We start from the raw sequence: 18,317 nt of genomic DNA, 5'->3' as shown, positions 1-18,317 counted from the left end.
CCACTGACAATATACTTGCCATCGGGACTGAACGCCAGCGCCATGACAGAACCTGTATGACCGTTGAGGGTGTGGAGCAACTTGCCGTTTGTATCCCACAACCGTAGCGTCTTGTCTTCACTGCCACTGACAATATACTTGCCATCGGGACTGAACGCCAGTGCCCTGACAGGTGCTGTATGACCGGAGAAAATATTGCGCTCATGAACAGCTTCTATTGCTTCTGACAAACTAGATTGAACTTCACTCAAAACTTCCTTGAGTTGTGACTGACTTTCACCAGTTGCCCCAATTGCTGAAATTAATTGCTCTACATTTGTTTGTATTGGCAGCACATACTTAATAGTTGCAGCTTTTTCGCGCAAACTGGCGATGGTTGCCTGTTTGCGAGACTCAAATCCAAAAATTGTCGAAACAACTGCTCCTATAGCCACTACCCCCACAAAAGAAGCAACAGCCCCAAACCTTAGCCATTTACTTATGTTACGTTGCTGAATACTTTTCTGGACAAATTCCGATGCTAAATGCGACAGCAAACCGAGATCCCCATACTCTTGCAAGTAATTCTCTGCCTCTGCCAATTTTGACCCTGTAAACAGGTAATCTTTCGACTTGCTTTTACTTTCCCACTCCTCTGATGCTGCCTCAATCTTGCGCTCAATGCGAATGGCGGCTCGGTTTTCACTCACCCAAGAGCGCAGTTTTGGCCAATGGCGAATCAGTGCTTCATGAGCTACATCCACCACTGTCACCGTCTTTTCACTCTCCCCCCGTGCTTGCAGTTCAGATGTTACAACTAATCTGGCATCTGTCAACTTCATTAGCACTTGTTCCACCACTTCTGCCGATTGCTGGGAGTTGACTAAATCTGTTTTAAACACCTGTCTGCGGGTGTCTTCTGTTCCTTCTCCCAACTGGGTTAACTCGATGAATATCCGTTTAGCAGTCAGTTGTTCTTCTTTCGAGTCGAGAGCATCATAAACTTCATCCGCCCGTTTTTGTAGCGTGCCTTTGACTCCACCAAGTCTGCTATATTCTGCCAGAGTTAAGCGATTCACTTCTCGCTTACGCCACAATTCCGTTAGGGTATATTGCAACAAAGGTAAACTACCAGGCCCTTCGACATCGGCTAGCATTTGTTCTACTAGTTCCCGTTGCACTTCTAACCCGACTTGATAGGCAGGTTGGGTAATGGCTTCTGTCAACTCCTTTTTATTCATTGGGGTGACAGTAATCAGATTCTCTTGAATTTTTTGTGCTAATCCTGCATATTCCTGTTCTGCACATTTCCCGAAGAAATCTGCCCGCATCGTCATTACCACCGTCAACAGAGAACCATTTAATGCCCCTAACAAACACTTAAAAAACTCCTGTCGCTCGCCTTCATCTTCACAGAGAGTAAAAACTTCTTCAAATTGGTCGATGACGAGGATGAGACGATGGGAAACTGGGGTTTGTAAGGATAGAGTGTTTGCATCAGGCTCTAGCTGATGCAGTACTTCTACTGATTGCAATGTGGCTTGGACTAATTCGGTTAATCCGCTTGCACCCTTGTTGAGTAATACTTCTGTCTTTTCTAATTCAGATTTCGGTTTATCTGTCTGTGTTTGGGCATCCTGAACCGGGCGGGGAGTTATGTGATGCCCAAATACTCTAGCTAAACTTTTGAGGGGATGCTCTCCGGGGCGAAAAATCTTGATTACCCATTGGTCACTTCCTCCCAATCTTTTGCCTAACTTCAGTTGATGCAGTAAACCTGCCTTCACCACACTAGACTTACCACTTCCAGAAGCCCCGACAACCGCCAAAAAATTCCCTTGCCTGATATTCTCCAAAAGCGAATCAGTTAAAGCGGTGCGTCCGTAGAAATATTTCGGGTCTGATTCGTTAAATTCAAAAGCTGCTAAACCCTTGTAAGGACATAACTCTGCCATTAAAACAGCACGGTCAATTTTTTCTTTTTGTCCGGTGAGGATAATTTCTGTGCCAGTGTTGTGAAAAATGGGACGCTGACGGGCAGTTTTTAGCTGCTGCTTGATTAAGTCAACCAGCGAGTAGTTTGTCACCCAGCCTTCAGCATGACTTTCAGGTTTTAGTGCTTCTACTAATGCGCCACTCAAAATCCCATGATTGCCACTCAATTCTTCATAAGCGACTTCAAATCCACGAGAAGCGGCAATTAAACATCTATCCTTTGTCTCAAAACTCCCAGGATCAGCATCATCGAAATTGAATAACTCACCGCTATAACAACAATCTAACCAAACAATTTGCTGACGAACGGGGGAAGATTGTAAAAGTTTGCGTAACCAGTCTAGGGAAAGTCCCCACTGTCCAATCACAGGACAAGTATCGCTGGCAGCTAAAAAGCCTTCTGTGACTCCACCGATATCTTTGCGTAAACCATGACCCGCAAAAAAGAGCAAGGCTGTATCAGGAATGCTGCGTCCGGGGGGATTGAAAAGTTGGACAATAGCTGTTTCTAATTCTTGGAGTGTTAGCTGCTGCTGAGGATCGACAAAGCAAGAACCATCCTGATTATAAGCTGCTGGTAAACGCTCGACATGGAACTTGCCATAAGTTTCGAGGATTTGGGCTATGGCTTCTGCATCAGTTGCTGGTGCTTTGAGATGCGGGGGGCGATCGCTAGATTTTTCTATCAGGGTAGGATAGCGATTAATGCCGATCACCAGTGCTTCTCTTTCCATAGCCGCCAATGATATTTAAGTATCAGGTAAACTTAATGTTAATCATGTAACCAAAAAATCTGAGTAATTTTCCTCATGGAAACCACCAATCTTAACAATACTTTATTAGCTCTGTTACTAGCCCTGAGAGATTCAGAAATTCCTCTGAGTGATACAGAACAATCCGACTTATCCCAAGCTGCTGAACAACTTTCTGCTAACCCAAAAGCTTGGGAGATACTCATCGAACCCCGTTTGTTGGTGATGATTCAAGCTAACGAACCTTTAAATCAACGGTTTCAAGCCGCTAAATCTCAATTAGATAATTTAGGTGATACAATCCCGCTAAATTTACTACCTAGCGAGGCTGAACTAGAACAAGCTGTACCAAAGCAGAAACCTCAACCAATAACCCGCGCAATTCCACAAGTTAGCTCCTCAGACTTGAGAAGCAATGAAATTACCAATATGGCTATTAAGGTTTTGGCAACTCCCAACCCTTCTGAAACTGCCAAAAAATTAAGCAGCTTTGAGCAATTCCAACAATTTTTAAACCAAAATCTTGCACAAAAATAACGCTATTCTTATTCATATTTATTTGCCTTAGCCGTAGTGCTTAACTTCATTCTCCCTAACCCTCTTAATTCAAAAGGCGGGGTTAATTCATATCTTCCCTTGCTGAACTATCAATAGATGACTACACTAATGGCAAAACTTTAGAAAAATTGATTAACCTGATCACTGATAATCGATTTAAATCAACTTGAGTCATCAGCCAATAAATTTATTGGCTGACTGAGTGAAAAGAAAATAGCCTTTTACCTAAAGGAGAATAATTTTATTTATCTATGTCTACCATCCAGAACTAAAAATCTAAAATTTTTTCCTTGAATGAGTGACATCATCTATCCCACTATCGACCTCTTTCTCTATGACTTGAAGTATAGTTTAGGCGATACTCCAGAAGAGATTAAGCTGAATCAACAATCTTTTTACAATAAAATTCCTGAATATATTCGTCCATTATTATTAGAAAATGGGCAGGATTTGCAAAGCGAATACGTTCATCTCCTCAAAGATGTATATGCACAGACAAAACATCATAATGACCAATATGAAGGTTATTTCTATCCTGTGCTACTCGGTGATAGTTACGGTTTACTTGTAGAGTGTGCTTTCAAAAATAAAACTAATGCTCAACCAGCTAAATGCTTTACAGATATCAAAGCTGAAATTGAGCGAATATTGAAGAGTCAAACAGCTACTATTGGGCAAACCTGGATGCTCTCTGGCTGGCTACCTTCTTCTCAACCCAAAAGCCAGGAAGAGATTGCTCAAGCTTGCTATCAGGCATTAATGCCCGGTTTAGATTGGGAAGGAGATTTACAAGGTCAAGGACACTTTCTAGGAGCAAATATTTTTGAACTCACCCAAAATAATCAGCATTTTATTATAATTATATATCCTGACGAAGCTACTTTAAACCAATCTGGCAAATTTTATTCTGACTGGATGCGTTTATTTTATTATCGTCATAAAATAGTTTGGGCTTATAGTCAAAGTCGGCTATTAAAACATTCTCTACAAACTTATTTTACTAAAATTAAAGTTGGAAGTAATGCTATTGAACAAGCTACCAGTAAGGGAAGTGAGTTAAATACATTGCATAAAACATTAGTTGATGTGCAAAATACACTTAATGAATATACAACAGACTTAACCATACTTGATTTTCAAGGTGGTACGATTGATATTAATTTAAGCAATTATGAAAAGCGCCTGGGTAGAATTAAACAAAAGTCTCACAAAATCCAATCAAATCAAGAAACAGAAGTTAAGTTTTTAACAGAGTTTAGTAAATTAGTTAAAGATAAATATCGCCTACAGATAACTAAAGACTCAGAAAACCTGGAGCGAGGTTTAAAATTACTGTCAGATACCATTAATGCAGTTCGCAGTCGAGTTGAAGTAGAAAAAGCTGAACGCGATCGCAATTTTCAAACTTTCGTTAGTCTTCTAGCTGGGGGATGGACTTTTGGCTCATTTGTTTCTGCTTTGCCAGGACTAGATAAAGAAAACGATAACCCTGTCAGGTCTTACCTGATAAAATCCTTCAAAATCAAAGTAGCTCCAGAACAGGCAACAGGCACACCACAGATAAAAAGTACGCAATCAGCAACAAGTACACAACAGACAACCCCAAAAGAACCTTGGTGGCTAATCCCAGCTACTAAGGGAATATATACTTTCAGTGGATTTATCATCGCTATTTTAGTACTTTTGCTTTGGCGGCGTTTATGGAAGCGATACCGTTAAGGCATGACTATAAAAATTGTTTTCCTGTCACATAAAAACGAAGCGATGTCTATGGCTGATTACACCTACTCACTCTAAATTAATTCAAAAACCCGCTAAAATAGTCAACTTTGCTCTCATGAACAGAACCATCGCCAGAAATTGCGATCGCCTACTCCTTGTTTTTATGGTCGATTGAAAACAATTGAGATTTTTTATGTGTGCTCGCCTCAAGTAGCGATCGCACATAAGATGCAGCTATTTTATAATAGCGGAGCCTCTGCTTGGGTGAAAACAGTAAAAGAAGAGGTAGTAAATATTTGTAATCTGTCCCTAAATTTCGTAAAATTGGACAATAATTCTTTAAAACTGACAATAATTATTTAATGGACAAATGGAGAATAACGGATTCGAACCGATGGCCTCTGCGGTGCGATCGCAGCACTCTACCAACTGAGCTAATTCCCCTTAATCGGTGTTAAGTCAAGAGTACTATTACTCATTAACTCAATACATTATCACCATAAATTATTCTAACATTCAGTTACCGATGGTTGAGGCTGTTTTTGGGAATAAACCTTCTGCACACGTTCGAGTTCCAAATCATTGAGATAATCAACAGTCCAGTTACAGCAGCGCTGGAGCATGTGGAATGGGTAAGTATTTGCAACACCAACAACTTGCATCTGCGATCGCTTCGCCGCTTCGATACCTGCTGGAGTATCTTCAATTGCCAGACACTCCTGTGGTTGAAGATTCAATTCGGGATATTCTTGATTCAGGCGTTTCACTGCCAGTAAATAACCATCGGGTTCTGGTTTACTGGTAGTGATGTCATCACCAGCGACGATAATTTTAAAATGTTCAGCTAGTTTAGCGCGATTGAGTACCAGTTCTATTTCTTTGCGAATCGCGCCACTGACTAATCCTAGTTTCAGATGACGCGATCGCACCTGAAATATTAAGTCTTCTATACCTGGATATAAAGGCAGTTTCTCTATTTTTTCTAGTTCCACCACATAGGCTTGGGCTTTGCGGTACAGCAACTGAGTTAAATAGTTTTCGTCATTTACTCTACCACGATTAGCGAGTAGTTGCCCAAAACAGGCGCGATCGCTGCGTCCTAAAGAAGCTTGACGCTCACTGACTTTTTGGGGTTGGAGATTTTCTTCCATGAGAATCTCATCGATCAGTTGCAGGTGGATTGGCTCATCGTTAATGATGACACCATTAAAATCAAAGAGAACTGCCTTTAAACTCATGCCATTATGCCAAACGCTGGAGAACCAAGTCCCTCCAAATCATTATTATTATCTATTGATGTGGCAGTATACTGACGGACATTTTCGGTTGCTATTGGTTTAATGCCGCTAGTTACCTGATTTATCCACCATACATCCTGCGATCGCACTGCTTCAAATCCGGCTGCACCCATATTCGCTTCTATACTACTAGCAGCATATTCACGAATATATGGCTCTTCAAAAACATCATTGAGCCATTCTAACTGACGCAGAGTCTTCTGATTCCCATCTAGAATTAACACTTGTCCTCCAGTTACCAGCAACCGGAAGCTTTCCCGCAGAATTGCTAAAGACGCCGCATCTGGTGTTTCGTGAAATAACAAGGAAGCTGTTACTAAGTCAAATGTTGCATCCCTCAAACCAGTTTTTTCAGCATTTCCATGTCGCCATACTATATCTAAACCAGCATTTCTAGCTTTATCTTCTGCCCTTACCAGCATATAGGGCGATAAGTCCAAACCAATAACTTCCGCTTCGGGGAAAGCCTGTTTTAACATTAAAGTAGTGGAACCTGTGCCACAGCCTAAATCGAGTATGCGTCGTGGTTTTACCTTGACGGCATCAACTAAAGCTTGACGAACAATACTTTCATTAGGCGGTAAAACGTATTGAGTAACCGGATCATAAGTAACTGCTGCATCGTAAGTCAGATATCCGCCAATAATACCGTGAAAGTTTTGATTACTGTAGTACCACGGAATTATGACATCATCTCGTCGATAGCGATCGCTTTCTTTCTCCCAATCAATACTATCAGCGTAACGCCGTAACCCGTCTTCATCAATCAAAAGACGCACTACGGGTGATAAAAAACGTTCCCAGATTGTATCTTGACGCACTGCCATATTGTGTCAGAACTTTAAGGAGCTATTTCAACAAAGTTATTTTCTTTACAAATTTTAATACATTTGCGAAGCATCTGCTTTCTCCCTGTGGTGATATGTTAACGATTGTAATTTGTTGTGTTATAAATGTATTATGTTGATGTAACTCCTAAAAGTAGTTCTTCAGCTTCACGAAAATTCAGAGAGCCAAATGAAAGACAATACAACATTTATATTGCTACAACTAACTAAGTAATGGTTTATAAGTCATAGCGATAATTATCACTACCCTATACCCAATCCCTCCGGGTGACGCTCGTACCTCGCTTGCCGCCGGCGCTAACGGTAGTTGCTTATGGGGGAAACCCTCATCGCCTTTGGCGTCTCCTTTTAGGAGAAGACCGCACTACCTCACCAAAATCTAAAATTTAAAATCTAAAATAGAAAAAATTATGCCCTACGAAAAGTTAGAAATTACCACACCAGCACCCGTCTTATCTTGGGCAAATCACTCTTTGGGGCCAGAAGAAACCAAGATGGCCAAGAATGTGGCATCATTACCATTTGTATTTAAGCACGTGGCATTAATGCCAGATGTTCACTTAGGAAAAGGTGCTTTAGTGGGTTCTGTAATTGCAACCAAAGAGGCAATTATTCCAGCAGCCGTCGGTGTGGATATTGGTTGCGGTATGAGCGCTATCAAAACAGCATTTACCGCCGAACAACTCGAAGGTAAACTGAAGAAAATCCGCCTGGATATTGAAGCAGCAATTCCGACTGGATTCAACGAAAATAAAGACGTTGAAAAATCTGTCAGCAACTGGCAGCACTGGGATGATTTTAAAGACTTGCATCGCGGTGTGCAAGATCTACAAGGTAAAGCAATGAAACAGATGGGTTCTCTCGGTGGAGGAAATCACTTTATTGAAGTGTGCCTCGATACAGAGAATCAAGTTTGGCTGATGCTGCATTCTGGTTCGCGTAACATTGGCAATAAACTCGCCCAGTGTCATATTCACACAGCCAGAGAATTAGCAAAAATGGCAGGTAATAAATTGCCTGACCCTGATTTAGCTCACTTTGTCGCTGGTACGCCAGAATTCCAGGCATATTGGCACGATTTACAATGGTCACAAAACTATGCACGTGTCAACCGTGATGTGATGATGGCGCGTTTTAAGCACATAGTTGAGAAGCATCTCGTAGGTGGGAAAGCAACTAGACCTTTATTGCAGGTTAATTGTCATCATAATTACGCCGAAAAAGAAGTGCATTTTAACGAGGATGTATACGTTACTCGTAAGGGTGCAGTCCGTGCCCAAACTGAAGATTATGGGATTATTCCTGGTTCGATGGGGGCGAAATCTTTCATCGTTAAGGGTAAAGGTAATGCTCATAGTTTTTGTTCTTGTTCTCACGGTGCAGGGCGTTTGTTGTCTAGAAATAAGGCAAAAAATGTCTACACACTTGATGATTTGATTGAGCAAACAAATGGCGTAGAATGCCGGAAAGATGAGGGCGTGTTAGATGAGATTCCTGGTGCTTATAAGCCGATAGAACAAGTTATGGAAAATCAAGCTGATTTGGTTGAAGTTGTTGCAACACTCAAGCAAGTTCTTTGTGTGAAGGGATAATTTAGGTAGGGTGGGTAATACCCACTTTTTTTATTTTTTTAAACGCAGAGGTACGCTGAGGTAAACGCAGAGGTACGCTGAGGAAGAAATGAGTGTTTTAAGTGAATGGACTGAGCAAATAGAGGCATCTGCTAGCGCTAGCGAAAATAAATTAATAGTGTAATTTTGTCACGCATTAGCTTACTATCTTTTTTGTAGTAGCTCATAAGTGAGTAGGCAACATGAAATCTGAACAACTCTCAGCCATTGATGTGGCAAGTGGAAATCTTGTGCCGATGAGCAGTAAATTTCCTATTTTATCCAGCACTAATCACTGGAACGGGATTGTGCTTGAACAGCATCATTTACCCGCCTTTGAATGTCCAGAGCTTTGCTTACAGCAGCACAGCATTAATATTTGGCTTGGTAATTCATGTCAAATAGACTGGCGACTAGCAGGTGGAAGGTTACACAGTACGCAGATGAGGAGAGGTTTGGTTAACATCACTCCAAAGGGGATTCCGACTCAAGCGCGTTGGCACGAGGAAATAAAATTTCTCCTAGTCTCATTTGATTCCAGTCTATTTAAGAGAGTAGCAGATGATCTGATCGTTGGGAGCGATGTCTACGACAGGCTACGCCTACGCACTATTGAAATTATCCCACAGCGCGGAGTCTGCGATCAGCAAATTTTTCATCTGGGAATGGCACTTAAAGCAGAGCTTAAAGCCGGATATCCATCTGGTAAGCTATATGGTGAATCAGTTGCCATTGCTCTAGCAGCTCATCTCCTCAAAACTTATTCTGGAACACGGCAACCAATTGCAGAGCTTGAAGTTAATCTTTCTGAGCGCCAATTACGGCAGATAATTGATTATATTTATGACAACTTAGCATTAGAGTTAACGTTGGTAGAACTGGCTAGTCTAGTAAATATGAGTTCCTATTCATTCTGTCGTTGGTTTAAACGTTTAATGGGTATCTCTCCACATCAATATGTCATTAAATGTCGGATTGAACGAGCTAAATTTTTACTTACTTATAGTCAGTTACCTATTATCGAAATTACATATCAAATTGGCTGTTCTAGCCAAAGTAACTTTACTACTATTTTTCGTAAGCATGTAGGAATCACACCCAAAGCATATAGAGAAATGATATAAAATTTGAAATTTTGCAAGATTTCAATATTTTGAAAGCAAGTTTTCAGAAGACAGAAGCTTCACTCACAATTTATTCTCATAATTGTCCAGTGAAAATCGATAATATCATGCAAAATAGCCAATACGAACAAGAGTATAAGAATAAAGTAATTGATTTCTTTGATAGCAGAACTAGCTACGACAACGATTACACAATTCATCGCGCTCTGCCTCTATTAAATTTAGTTCAACTTAAAAAGGGACAAGAAGTATTGGATATCGCAACTGGCACAGGTATCATTGCCATTGCTGTTGCACAAATTGTCGGCTCTGAAGGAAAAGTAATTGGAGTAGATTTTTCTTCAGGGATGCTAGCTCAAGCACAACATAAAATTGAAGAACTAGGCTTGCAAAATATCGAACTCATTGAGGCTGATGCTGAGTATATCGACTTCAAAGATGAGAGTTTCAATGTAATTCTCTGCTCTACAGCAATAGTGTATTTCAAAGATATTCCTGCCGCTCTACGTAAATGGTACCGTTTCCTCAAACCAGGCGGAATTGTGGGTTTTTCTTGTTGTTCTGAGGAATCTTGTGGAGCACCACTCATCATCGAAATTTGTAACAAATATGATATTTTGCTGACAAGTATCAATGAGCCAATAGGTACACCCAAAAAGTGTCATCATCTGCTTGCAGAGGCTGGTTTTGAAAATATTGAAGTTAAGACTCAACAACTAGGTTTCTACCGCAATCTAGAGCAAGCTAGAGAATGGAATGGAGGATGGTTTCATCCCAGAGAAAATCCCTTGTTACAGGTTTCATCTGAACAAATGGCAGAATTAAAAGCAGAGTATCGTCAAAAAATTGAAGCAGAAGCAACTGAGCAAGGCGCTTGGTACGAAAATCTGACTTTTTTTGTAACTGGTCGAAAGGTTTAGAGCAAACTCTAATTTTCTATTGTATTTAGCCAATTCATTAAATCAGCCTGACTGGCAAAATCTAGTAATACTTCACCCAAGTTTTCTAACTGAGCCAGGGACAACTCTTGCAACCGAGATTGTAACTGAGAATTAATTGAACCAAGCCGACGAGTTAATAGACGTATCACTAGCCTTAGTTCTGATTGTCTTCCTTGTTCAATACCTTGTTCAATACCTTGTTCAATGCCTCGTTGTCTCCCTTCTTGCAGTCCTTCTTCAAGAATTTCTTGATAAATGGCAGATTCTCTCATATCTTCTCTCCTCAAAAACTGACGAATGAGTTCTGGCTCGAATACCAACCCTGCTAGAAGTTGGGTACATACCGAGATACTCTGCTTGGTGGCTGCTTCTTCAATCATACTCACCTGAACTGCTACCTGTTGAAGTAAGCTTTGAGGAGAATCTGTTCGCGGCAAAGTTGCCAGAGGTAATAAACCAGGAGATAACAATAAAGGTTCTGGATCTTGTTCCCAAATTCGGATAACGTGGTAACGGTGGGTAGTATTGCGGGTAGTGAATTGATCTACAAAGACAGCTTCTGAAGTTGTGGGTTTAAGAAAAATCACTACCTGTTCAATATCGCAATTGTATTGTCGATATAATCGCACCCAATAGTCTAACATCCGTAGTGGCAAGGGTGGAGTCGATGCTGGTAAGGTTTGAAACTCTAAATGCAGTATTTGATTAGCAGTTTGCAAAAAGGTTACTGAGTCGGCACGGATTGGTTCTTGATTTAATTCTGTTTTGAGAATCTGGATATCCGTTGTCTCAGATGCGAGTAAGTAGCGGATAAAATCTTCTGGATACTGCTCAACCAGATATTTTAAGGTGTTATCGTATGTCACTTTAATATCAGTTTAGACATAAACTCATGTAGAAATGTGGTATCGCTACATAGTTTGGACATAAAAAATTTAAATGTAGGTATTGTTTCTTGTTAGCGCTACTCTACGACAAAGTAATGTTCGCTGATAGCGCTAACATCTAAATTTGGTGTTTTTTCAAAACTACAGTGTCAAAGATTGAGGATTTGTCTCAATCAATTTCGCTAAATCTTGCAAGAACTCCGCAGCATGGGCACCATAAATAATCCGGTGGTCAGAAGTAATATTGACTTGCATTTGTTGCCGCACGCCAAATAAACCGTCGGGTGTTGCTACTACTTGCGGACGGGATGCCCCGATCGCTAAAATTGAGCCTTGTCCAGGCGGCAAAATTGCATCAAATTTATCCACGCCAAACATCCCCAAATTTGACAGGGTGAAAGTACCACTGTTATATTCTTGGGATTGTAATTGTTTTGTCCTCGCACGTTCTACCAAAGATTTCCAAGTACGCGACAGAGAATATATATCCACTGCGTCTGCATTTTGCAGCACAGGTGTAATCAATCCGCCATCATCCATCGCTACTGCTACAGAAATGTTGATATCAGAATGATAAACAATACCCTGGTCTGAGTAGCTAGCATTTAACAATGGGTGTTTTTGCAATGTCACTGCTACAGCTTTTGCCAATAGCGCTGTCATTGTCACACCTTTGGATTTAATTTGTTTATAAAGTTTGTCTAATCCATCGGTGGTAATTGTATAACCGACACGGAAGACGGGCACGGATATGGTGGCTACCATGTTCCGCACCACAGCATTTTGGAAGGTAGTTAAAGGTACAATTTGACCAGGAACAGCCGCCGCCACGGGTGCGGATGCTGGTGTTCGAGGTGCTGAAGGTGCAACTGGGGCGCTGGCCGGTACAGGTGCTGGTGGGGCAACTGGGGCAGGTGCAGGTTGCTTGCCTTTATTAGACAATGCTTCTACATCTTCGGCGACAATGCGCCCGTGTGGGCCACTGCCTTGGAGTGTAGTTAAATCAACTTTGAGTTCTTTGGCTAACTTGCGGGCACGGGGTGAAACTACAAGCCTTCCTTCTTTGTGGTTAGAACCGTTTTGAGACGCTAAGGCAGGTGTGGCGGCTGAGGCTGTGGCGGCAACTGGTTCAGGGGAAGAGGTAGGAGTAGCAGCGCCGCCAGAATTGGCAACAGATTTGGCAGTTTCAATTTCAGCTTCCGTTTCGGCGATGAAGGCGATCGCAGATCCTACCGAGGCAGTTTCACCAGCTTCAACTATGATATGGGCAAGAAATCCCTCATAAAAGGTTTCTACATCCATATCTGCCTTATCTGACTCTACAACCACCACTGTTTCGCCTTTTTCCACTTTGTCCCCAGGCGATTTCACCCAAGAGACGATTTTGCCTTCCGTCATGGTGGAACTCAGCGCCGGCATAAATACTTCGTGAATGCTCATAGGGTGGTTTGGAAATCAATGGTTTATGGACTTTAACAGCTTTTGTCAGATCGAATTGTATCTTGATGGGAGAGTTTTAGACTGTTTATATTTTAGGTTGGGGATTGGGGATTGGGGATTGGGCATGGGGCATTGGGCATGGGGCATTGGTTATTCGCTGATGGTTAATGACTCTAGGAACCTAAATATAGCTTAGAGGTCTATAATACAGAGCTATCCTCTATGGTTAGCCAATATCTCGATCTCGTTTTATTCATTGACTTGTAAAAACCACCACGAGTTTCTCACAGATTAAATAGGATTGCTATTTAATATTTCTCATAACCACTACTTAAGATACAAGAGCTTCTCACAGATAGAGGATATAGGATGTAGTTCAATCTAGAATTCAAAACTGGTAATAAACCTATTTGAAATTCCTGTTTATTTTTATGTCGGCAAAGCTGAAATTCTTTTTGATTGTGATATTAAGTATCTCTGCCACGGCTGGTGCTGGAATTTATATTATTCAGCACCAGCAATCTGCACCGATTGTTGAGACTAGTGATGAGCAAACCCAGCAGATGGGAGCAATACATCAGTCTCAGGAAGTTGCAGCATTTTTAGAGCGTTCCGATTATCAAACTATACCTTTAGAAAAGCTCAACTCATCTCTCCAAGGCAGTAATCCTACGACCCTTGCTCTGAATGCCTTTGAAGATATAGCAGTGGGAGGAACGCGAAAAATAGATGTAGTTTATCCGCAACCAAATCAGGCGTTAGTAACGATTACGCAAATCAAACGGGGTAATAATTCAGTTGGTACAGTTAAATATCGAGCAAAAATGACAACCTTTGGGCGATCGCTTTTTATTAGCTCACCTCCAGTGTGGCAAATTGTTTGGGCTGGCTCCCAGGCAGAATGTTGGGCTGGGAGCCGTCACACTAAGTTAAATCACATCTGTCATTAGTCATTGGTAATTGGTCATTGGTCATTGGTCATTGGTCATTGGTCAGAAAACAAATGACAAAGGACAAATGACAAATGACAAATTTAAATGTCGCCGCGAATTTCTTCTACAACGCCATCGCGCAGAACGATTTCGACTTGCATTTTGCTAATCAGGTTATCACCGGTTTCTACCCGGAAAAAGCCTTCCATTTGGAATTGGTTGACTTCCTGATCTTGCTGGAGAAACTGCACTTGCTGGAGGTTTTGCAGCAACTGGTTTTTTTGCTCCAAAAATTCACTTTTCTTTTGATTGACTTGGAGTTGGATATTGTCAATTTGTTGGAGGGTCTGGGGGCCAGGTGGTTGCAGACTCTGCTTTTGAATTGCCGCGATCGCTCTTTGTCCTTCAACGTCTAGCTGTTGCAGTTGCTGGTCAAGTTGATTGATCTGGGTTTGCAGCTGCTGTTGCACTTCCTCTTTCCAGAGGGGAGTCACAATGACTTTGACGTTAACGACGCGTTTGAGAAGCAAATTAGATTTGGAGACATCCATAAATATTTCACGTTCACTCTTTACAGTTAGCAGGTGGAATGATCAGGCAAACATGCCGTCAATAATATCGCGATAGCGTTCCGTGACGATGTGTCGGCGAACTTTTAGTGTTTGTGTCATCAAGCCATTTTCGATGGAAAACGGTTCCAGGATGAGTTTAAACGTTCCGATGCGGTCATCCGGTCGATAGCCTGGACGATTTTGGACTTCCCGATTTAATTCTTGCCGAAATAAATCCTGGATCATTCTACTCTCGAAGTCAATTTTTTGACTATCTGAGGAAGTCACTTGATCGTTGGGCGTATCCAGCGTTAGATTCTGACTTGCTGCCCATTTTTCTAAGGCTTCGACATTGGGGACAATTAAGGCTCCCAGGCTGCGCTGATCTTGACCAATGAGCATAATTTGATCGATGTATGGCGATCGCAAACACGCATCTTCGATCGGCTGTGGCTCGATGTTTTCCCCGTTAGTCAATACAATCGTATCCTTGGCCCTGCCAGTCAGCACTAAATCGTCTTGTGGTGTCAGCCAACCCAAATCGCCGCTATCAAACCAACCTTCAGCGTCAATTGCTTTTGCTGTCGCTTCGGGATTTTGGTAATAGCCTTGCATAATCTGCGGGCCCCTCAACAATACTAAGCCCCGTTTCTCTATTGGTAAAGGCGCTTTTGTCTCAGGATCGACGATTTTAGCTTCTGTAGCCGGAAGTGGTTCCCCTGATGCACCAATCAAATTTCGCCAAGGACGCCGCACATGGGTAACAGGAGAAGTTTCTGTCAAGCCATAGCCTTGTAAAATCTGCACGCCAATAATTTCAAAGAAATTATCTATGTGTCTGGGAAGCGCACCACCACCGCTAATCATCTGCTTAACTTGTCCTCCTGTGGCTTCCCGAACTTTGGCGTAAACCAGTCGTTCTCCCAAGGCATGGAAGGGTAATAAAGCTGATGCTTGTATTTTAGCTGCTAATCGTTCGACGGCTGAGGCATGAAGATTATTTAAACTCAATCCCTGAGCAACTCGTCGCGCTTTGATATATTTCTCGCTAATACCCAATAAAGAGTTAATTAGGCGTTGCTTGTTCGCTGGTTGTTCCCGGAACTGCTTTTGCACTCCTTCATAAATCGATTCCCACAGGCGGGGTACACCGACCATGTAATTGGGTTTAAATTGTCTCAAATCCCCTTTTACGGAGCGCAAATTAGTATAAACTTGGGTGCAACCTTGAGATAGTAGGTAATATTCAACGGTTCGTTCGTAGCTGTGCCACGAAGGTAGGATACTGAGAACAATATCGCCAGCGTTTGGTTGCAATACTGTCCCAAATGTTGTTACTTGGTGCATCAAATTGTTGTAAGACAGCATTACACCCTTGGGTTTACCCGTAGTGCCAGAGGTATAAATTAGGGTTGCCAGAGCGTCACGATTTTGCTTGACTGGCACAAAATTATGACTTTTCCCAATTTCGAGCAACTGCGAAAAGTTGAGTACCTTTAGGGTTTCGTCTGTTGGTAGTGCTTCATCGGAAAGTAAGATTACCACTTGAATTGGTAAATCTTTGAGGCGGTCTTGTAGTTTTTTAAGTGTTTTTAAATCCTCTACTACGATCGCTGTACTGCCGCTATTAGTGATAATAAACAGCAATTCTTCTTTTTCGGCTTGGGAACTACGCACCGCATCAACACCTCCAGCAGTCATTATGCCTTGATCGGCAATAAACCACCGAGGACTATTGTCAGCAATTAGGGAAATGCGATCGCCTACCTTTACTCCCAACGCTTGTAACCCAGCAGCAAATAGTTGCATTTGCTCTGCCAACTGGGTATAATTAATCACTATTTCTGGTTTAGCGTGAGGATTGCGGAGAGCGACAATATCACCAAATCGTTGAGCTGCCAAAGGCCAAATTTCTGGTAGCGATTCCACATTTGTGTAATCTACCAATCGCTTTAATGCCTGCCGTTCTCGCTCACTGATGTTAGATAAAAAAGAAGACGCGGTTTGGGTTTTTGACATAACACCTTACCTAAAGATTTTTAACTGATCGTTTTCCAGCTTATTTTGTTATTAGGCTACAATATTCATCCTTATTATCCACATACCCTTCTGTGTATGATAATTCCAGGAATTCCACGTTTATATTTACAAAAATTTATGTTAAAGTTAATTTACATAGAGTGCAAGCAATGATTGTGTTTGCATCTAAGAACAGCGATCACCTATGTTTCACAGGAGATGATTACCTATGAATTTTATCGACGCCATAATGCTAACGCTGCTCAATATTGCTGCTTGCATAGCGCTACCTAAAATTTTAGCTATCCTTTTGGCTGATAAAACCAAACTTACTGAAGTGTTGGCAAATGGTTCCAAATTACAAACAGCCAAAATTGAACTTACAAGTTTTCCTTATTGTACAGTTTACCCAGTAACAGGTAGCCAATTTTGTAAATTCAATCCTGATTTTTGTGCTAAGTGTTCTCCAAATTGATGAACTGTTTGTCAGTGAAAATTCCTCAGTGCTTCTGACAACCAAGTATTCAATTAACTCTTCAATACATATTCATTCTAATTTCGACAGCTTCCGATCCCTGACTTCTTCAAGAAGTCAGGGATATTTTTGTTCGTAACTCCTGCAAAGATTACTTATAATTTTGGTAGATATACAGCGAAGAAATTGTATTTAAATCTACTTTTTTAGGCTCATACTCATCCTCATTAGTATTTTTAAATAGGACTGTAAATGCACCAGCCCCTAACCTATCTTGAGGAAATATCCGATAACAAGGCATCGTAGTTAAATGCGATTGATATTTGGCTAAATTACTAATTTCTATCGCTTCAAACTGGGGAAAACGTTCCAAAAACCATTCACAAACTTGCTCATTCTCTTCAGGCGAATATGTACAAGTCATATAAGCAAGATAGCCTTGCGGTGAAACAATTTTAGCAGAATTAGCTATAATACGCTTTTGCCGATTTGCACTCTTATTAATAGCAGTTGGGTGAAAACATCCAGGTGCTTTTTCACCTTTAGCAAGTAAAGATTGCCCAGTACACGGAGCATCTACTATTACTAGATTGCTAGAGCCGATAAACATTTCGGCAAATATGCTCGAATCTCGATTAACCACTGCACTAGGGCTAATCTGGCAACGCTTCAAATTAGAAATTAGCATTCCCAGACGTTTGCCAATTACTTCATTACTGATGAGCAATTCAGGTTTTAAAGCTCTCCAAGCGAAGATACTTTTCCCTCCTGGTGCGGCACACATATCAAAAACTAAACGCACTGACTCAGGAATAGCTAATAACGTAGTAGCTGCAAACACCGAAGAAAAATCTAAACAATAGAAATATCCTTTTTCATGAAAGGGATGCTGACCAGGTTTTTCTCCTAGAGATAAACGGTCTATAAATTGTGGTTGCCAAGAGGTTGGTGTTTCCACTGCCAAAGGCGAAATATCTGGCTTTTCTTGACACCAAAGAATAGTAGGTGAAAAAGGCTGAGGATTCATTAAAGCCTTGATAAATTTTTCTTGCTCATCTAGATTAGTAAACAAACGCTGCGAGACTTTAAGTAATAAATTAGAAGGTTTTTCCATGTAGATTATGAATTATAAATTACGAATTACGAATTACGAATTACGAATTACGAATTACGAATTACGAATTAC

At 41.2% G+C, this 18,317-nt stretch carries 15 protein-coding genes and 1 tRNA gene; 7 read left to right on the top strand and 9 right to left on the bottom strand.

Annotated features, from left to right (window positions below):
• Positions 1-2,708: caspase family protein (locus HWQ58_RS24985; protein ID WP_292868671.1), on the bottom strand; the 2,708-nt coding region annotated here is incomplete at its 3' end.
• Between the two features lie 75 nt (positions 2,709-2,783).
• Here HWQ58_RS24985 and HWQ58_RS24980 point away from each other — a divergent pair.
• The gene (locus HWQ58_RS24980; RefSeq protein WP_292868668.1) at positions 2,784-3,263 is read left to right on the top strand and encodes a hypothetical protein; all 480 of its coding nucleotides are present in this window, start codon (positions 2,784-2,786) and stop codon (positions 3,261-3,263) included.
• A gap of 315 nt (positions 3,264-3,578) precedes the next feature.
• A complete protein-coding gene (locus HWQ58_RS24975; protein ID WP_292868665.1) occupies positions 3,579-5,003 on the top strand; it encodes a hypothetical protein in 1,425 nt (474 codons plus the stop codon).
• Positions 5,004-5,377: 374 nt separating this feature from the next.
• On the opposite strand, the gene HWQ58_RS24970 is transcribed toward HWQ58_RS24975, so the two are convergent.
• The 3 genes from HWQ58_RS24970 to HWQ58_RS24960 form a co-directional block, all read right to left on the bottom strand.
• Positions 5,378-5,450 (bottom strand) — tRNA-Ala (locus HWQ58_RS24970).
• A 65-nt stretch (positions 5,451-5,515) separates the two neighbouring features.
• Positions 5,516-6,244, bottom strand: coding sequence for an HAD family phosphatase (locus HWQ58_RS24965; protein ID WP_292868662.1), 729 nt, complete (start codon positions 6,242-6,244; stop codon positions 5,516-5,518).
• On the bottom strand, positions 6,241-7,131 hold the full coding sequence (locus tag HWQ58_RS24960) for a class I SAM-dependent methyltransferase (protein ID WP_292868659.1): 891 nt from the start codon (positions 7,129-7,131) through the stop codon (positions 6,241-6,243). Before HWQ58_RS24960 ends, HWQ58_RS24965 begins: the two co-directional genes overlap by 4 nt.
• A 431-nt stretch (positions 7,132-7,562) precedes the next feature.
• Between HWQ58_RS24960 and HWQ58_RS24955 the strand changes: the two genes are divergently transcribed.
• From HWQ58_RS24955 to HWQ58_RS24945, 3 genes are all read left to right on the top strand, one after another.
• Positions 7,563-8,744 carry an RtcB family protein gene (locus HWQ58_RS24955; protein WP_292868656.1) on the top strand — a complete coding sequence of 394 codons (1,182 nt, stop codon included), beginning with the start codon at positions 7,563-7,565 and terminating at the stop codon, positions 8,742-8,744.
• A gap of 221 nt (positions 8,745-8,965) precedes the next feature.
• Positions 8,966-9,886, top strand: a complete 921-nt coding sequence (locus HWQ58_RS24950; protein ID WP_292868653.1) for an AraC family transcriptional regulator — start codon at positions 8,966-8,968, stop codon at positions 9,884-9,886.
• A gap of 107 nt (positions 9,887-9,993) precedes the next feature.
• On the top strand, positions 9,994-10,806 hold the full coding sequence (locus HWQ58_RS24945) for a class I SAM-dependent methyltransferase (RefSeq protein ID WP_292868650.1): 813 nt from the start codon (positions 9,994-9,996) through the stop codon (positions 10,804-10,806).
• An 8-nt stretch (positions 10,807-10,814) separates the two neighbouring features.
• Here the strand turns inward: HWQ58_RS24945 and HWQ58_RS24940 are convergent, their stop codons facing one another.
• Entirely contained in the window at positions 10,815-11,693 is an 879-nt protein-coding gene (locus HWQ58_RS24940; protein WP_292868647.1) for an Rpn family recombination-promoting nuclease/putative transposase, read from the bottom strand.
• A gap of 162 nt (positions 11,694-11,855) precedes the next feature.
• On the bottom strand, positions 11,856-13,154 hold the full coding sequence (locus tag HWQ58_RS24935; RefSeq protein WP_292868644.1) for a dihydrolipoamide acetyltransferase family protein: 1,299 nt from the start codon (positions 13,152-13,154) through the stop codon (positions 11,856-11,858).
• A gap of 431 nt (positions 13,155-13,585) precedes the next feature.
• Here HWQ58_RS24935 and HWQ58_RS24930 point away from each other — a divergent pair, with 431 nt between their 5' ends.
• Positions 13,586-14,104: a hypothetical protein gene (locus HWQ58_RS24930; RefSeq protein WP_292868641.1), complete on the top strand. Its 519-nt coding sequence runs from the start codon at positions 13,586-13,588 to the stop codon at positions 14,102-14,104.
• Positions 14,105-14,187: 83 nt separating this feature from the next.
• Here HWQ58_RS24930 and HWQ58_RS24925 read toward each other — a convergent pair whose 3' ends face one another.
• On the bottom strand, positions 14,188-14,637 hold the full coding sequence (locus HWQ58_RS24925; protein WP_069072569.1) for a YlqD family protein: 450 nt from the start codon (positions 14,635-14,637) through the stop codon (positions 14,188-14,190).
• Between the two features lie 42 nt (positions 14,638-14,679).
• Complete coding sequence (locus HWQ58_RS24920; RefSeq protein ID WP_292868638.1) at positions 14,680-16,656, bottom strand: AMP-binding protein; 1,977 nt, start codon at positions 16,654-16,656, stop codon at positions 14,680-14,682.
• Between the two features lie 229 nt (positions 16,657-16,885).
• Between HWQ58_RS24920 and HWQ58_RS24915 the strand changes: the two genes are divergently transcribed.
• Complete coding sequence (locus tag HWQ58_RS24915; RefSeq protein WP_292868635.1) at positions 16,886-17,131, top strand: hypothetical protein; 246 nt, start codon at positions 16,886-16,888, stop codon at positions 17,129-17,131.
• A 151-nt stretch (positions 17,132-17,282) separates the two neighbouring features.
• Here the strand turns inward: HWQ58_RS24915 and HWQ58_RS24910 are convergent, their stop codons facing one another.
• Entirely contained in the window at positions 17,283-18,245 is a 963-nt protein-coding gene (locus HWQ58_RS24910) for an RsmB/NOP family class I SAM-dependent RNA methyltransferase (RefSeq protein ID WP_292868632.1), read from the bottom strand.
• Between the last annotated feature and the right edge of the window lie 72 nt (positions 18,246-18,317).

The sequence above is a fragment of the Nostoc sp. LPT genome, from assembly GCF_017115165.1.
Taxonomy (GTDB): Bacteria; Cyanobacteriota; Cyanobacteriia; order Cyanobacteriales; family Nostocaceae; genus Nostoc.
The sequence above is the reverse complement of the archived record's forward strand: the minus strand, read 5'-3'. Positions and strand labels throughout refer to the sequence as shown.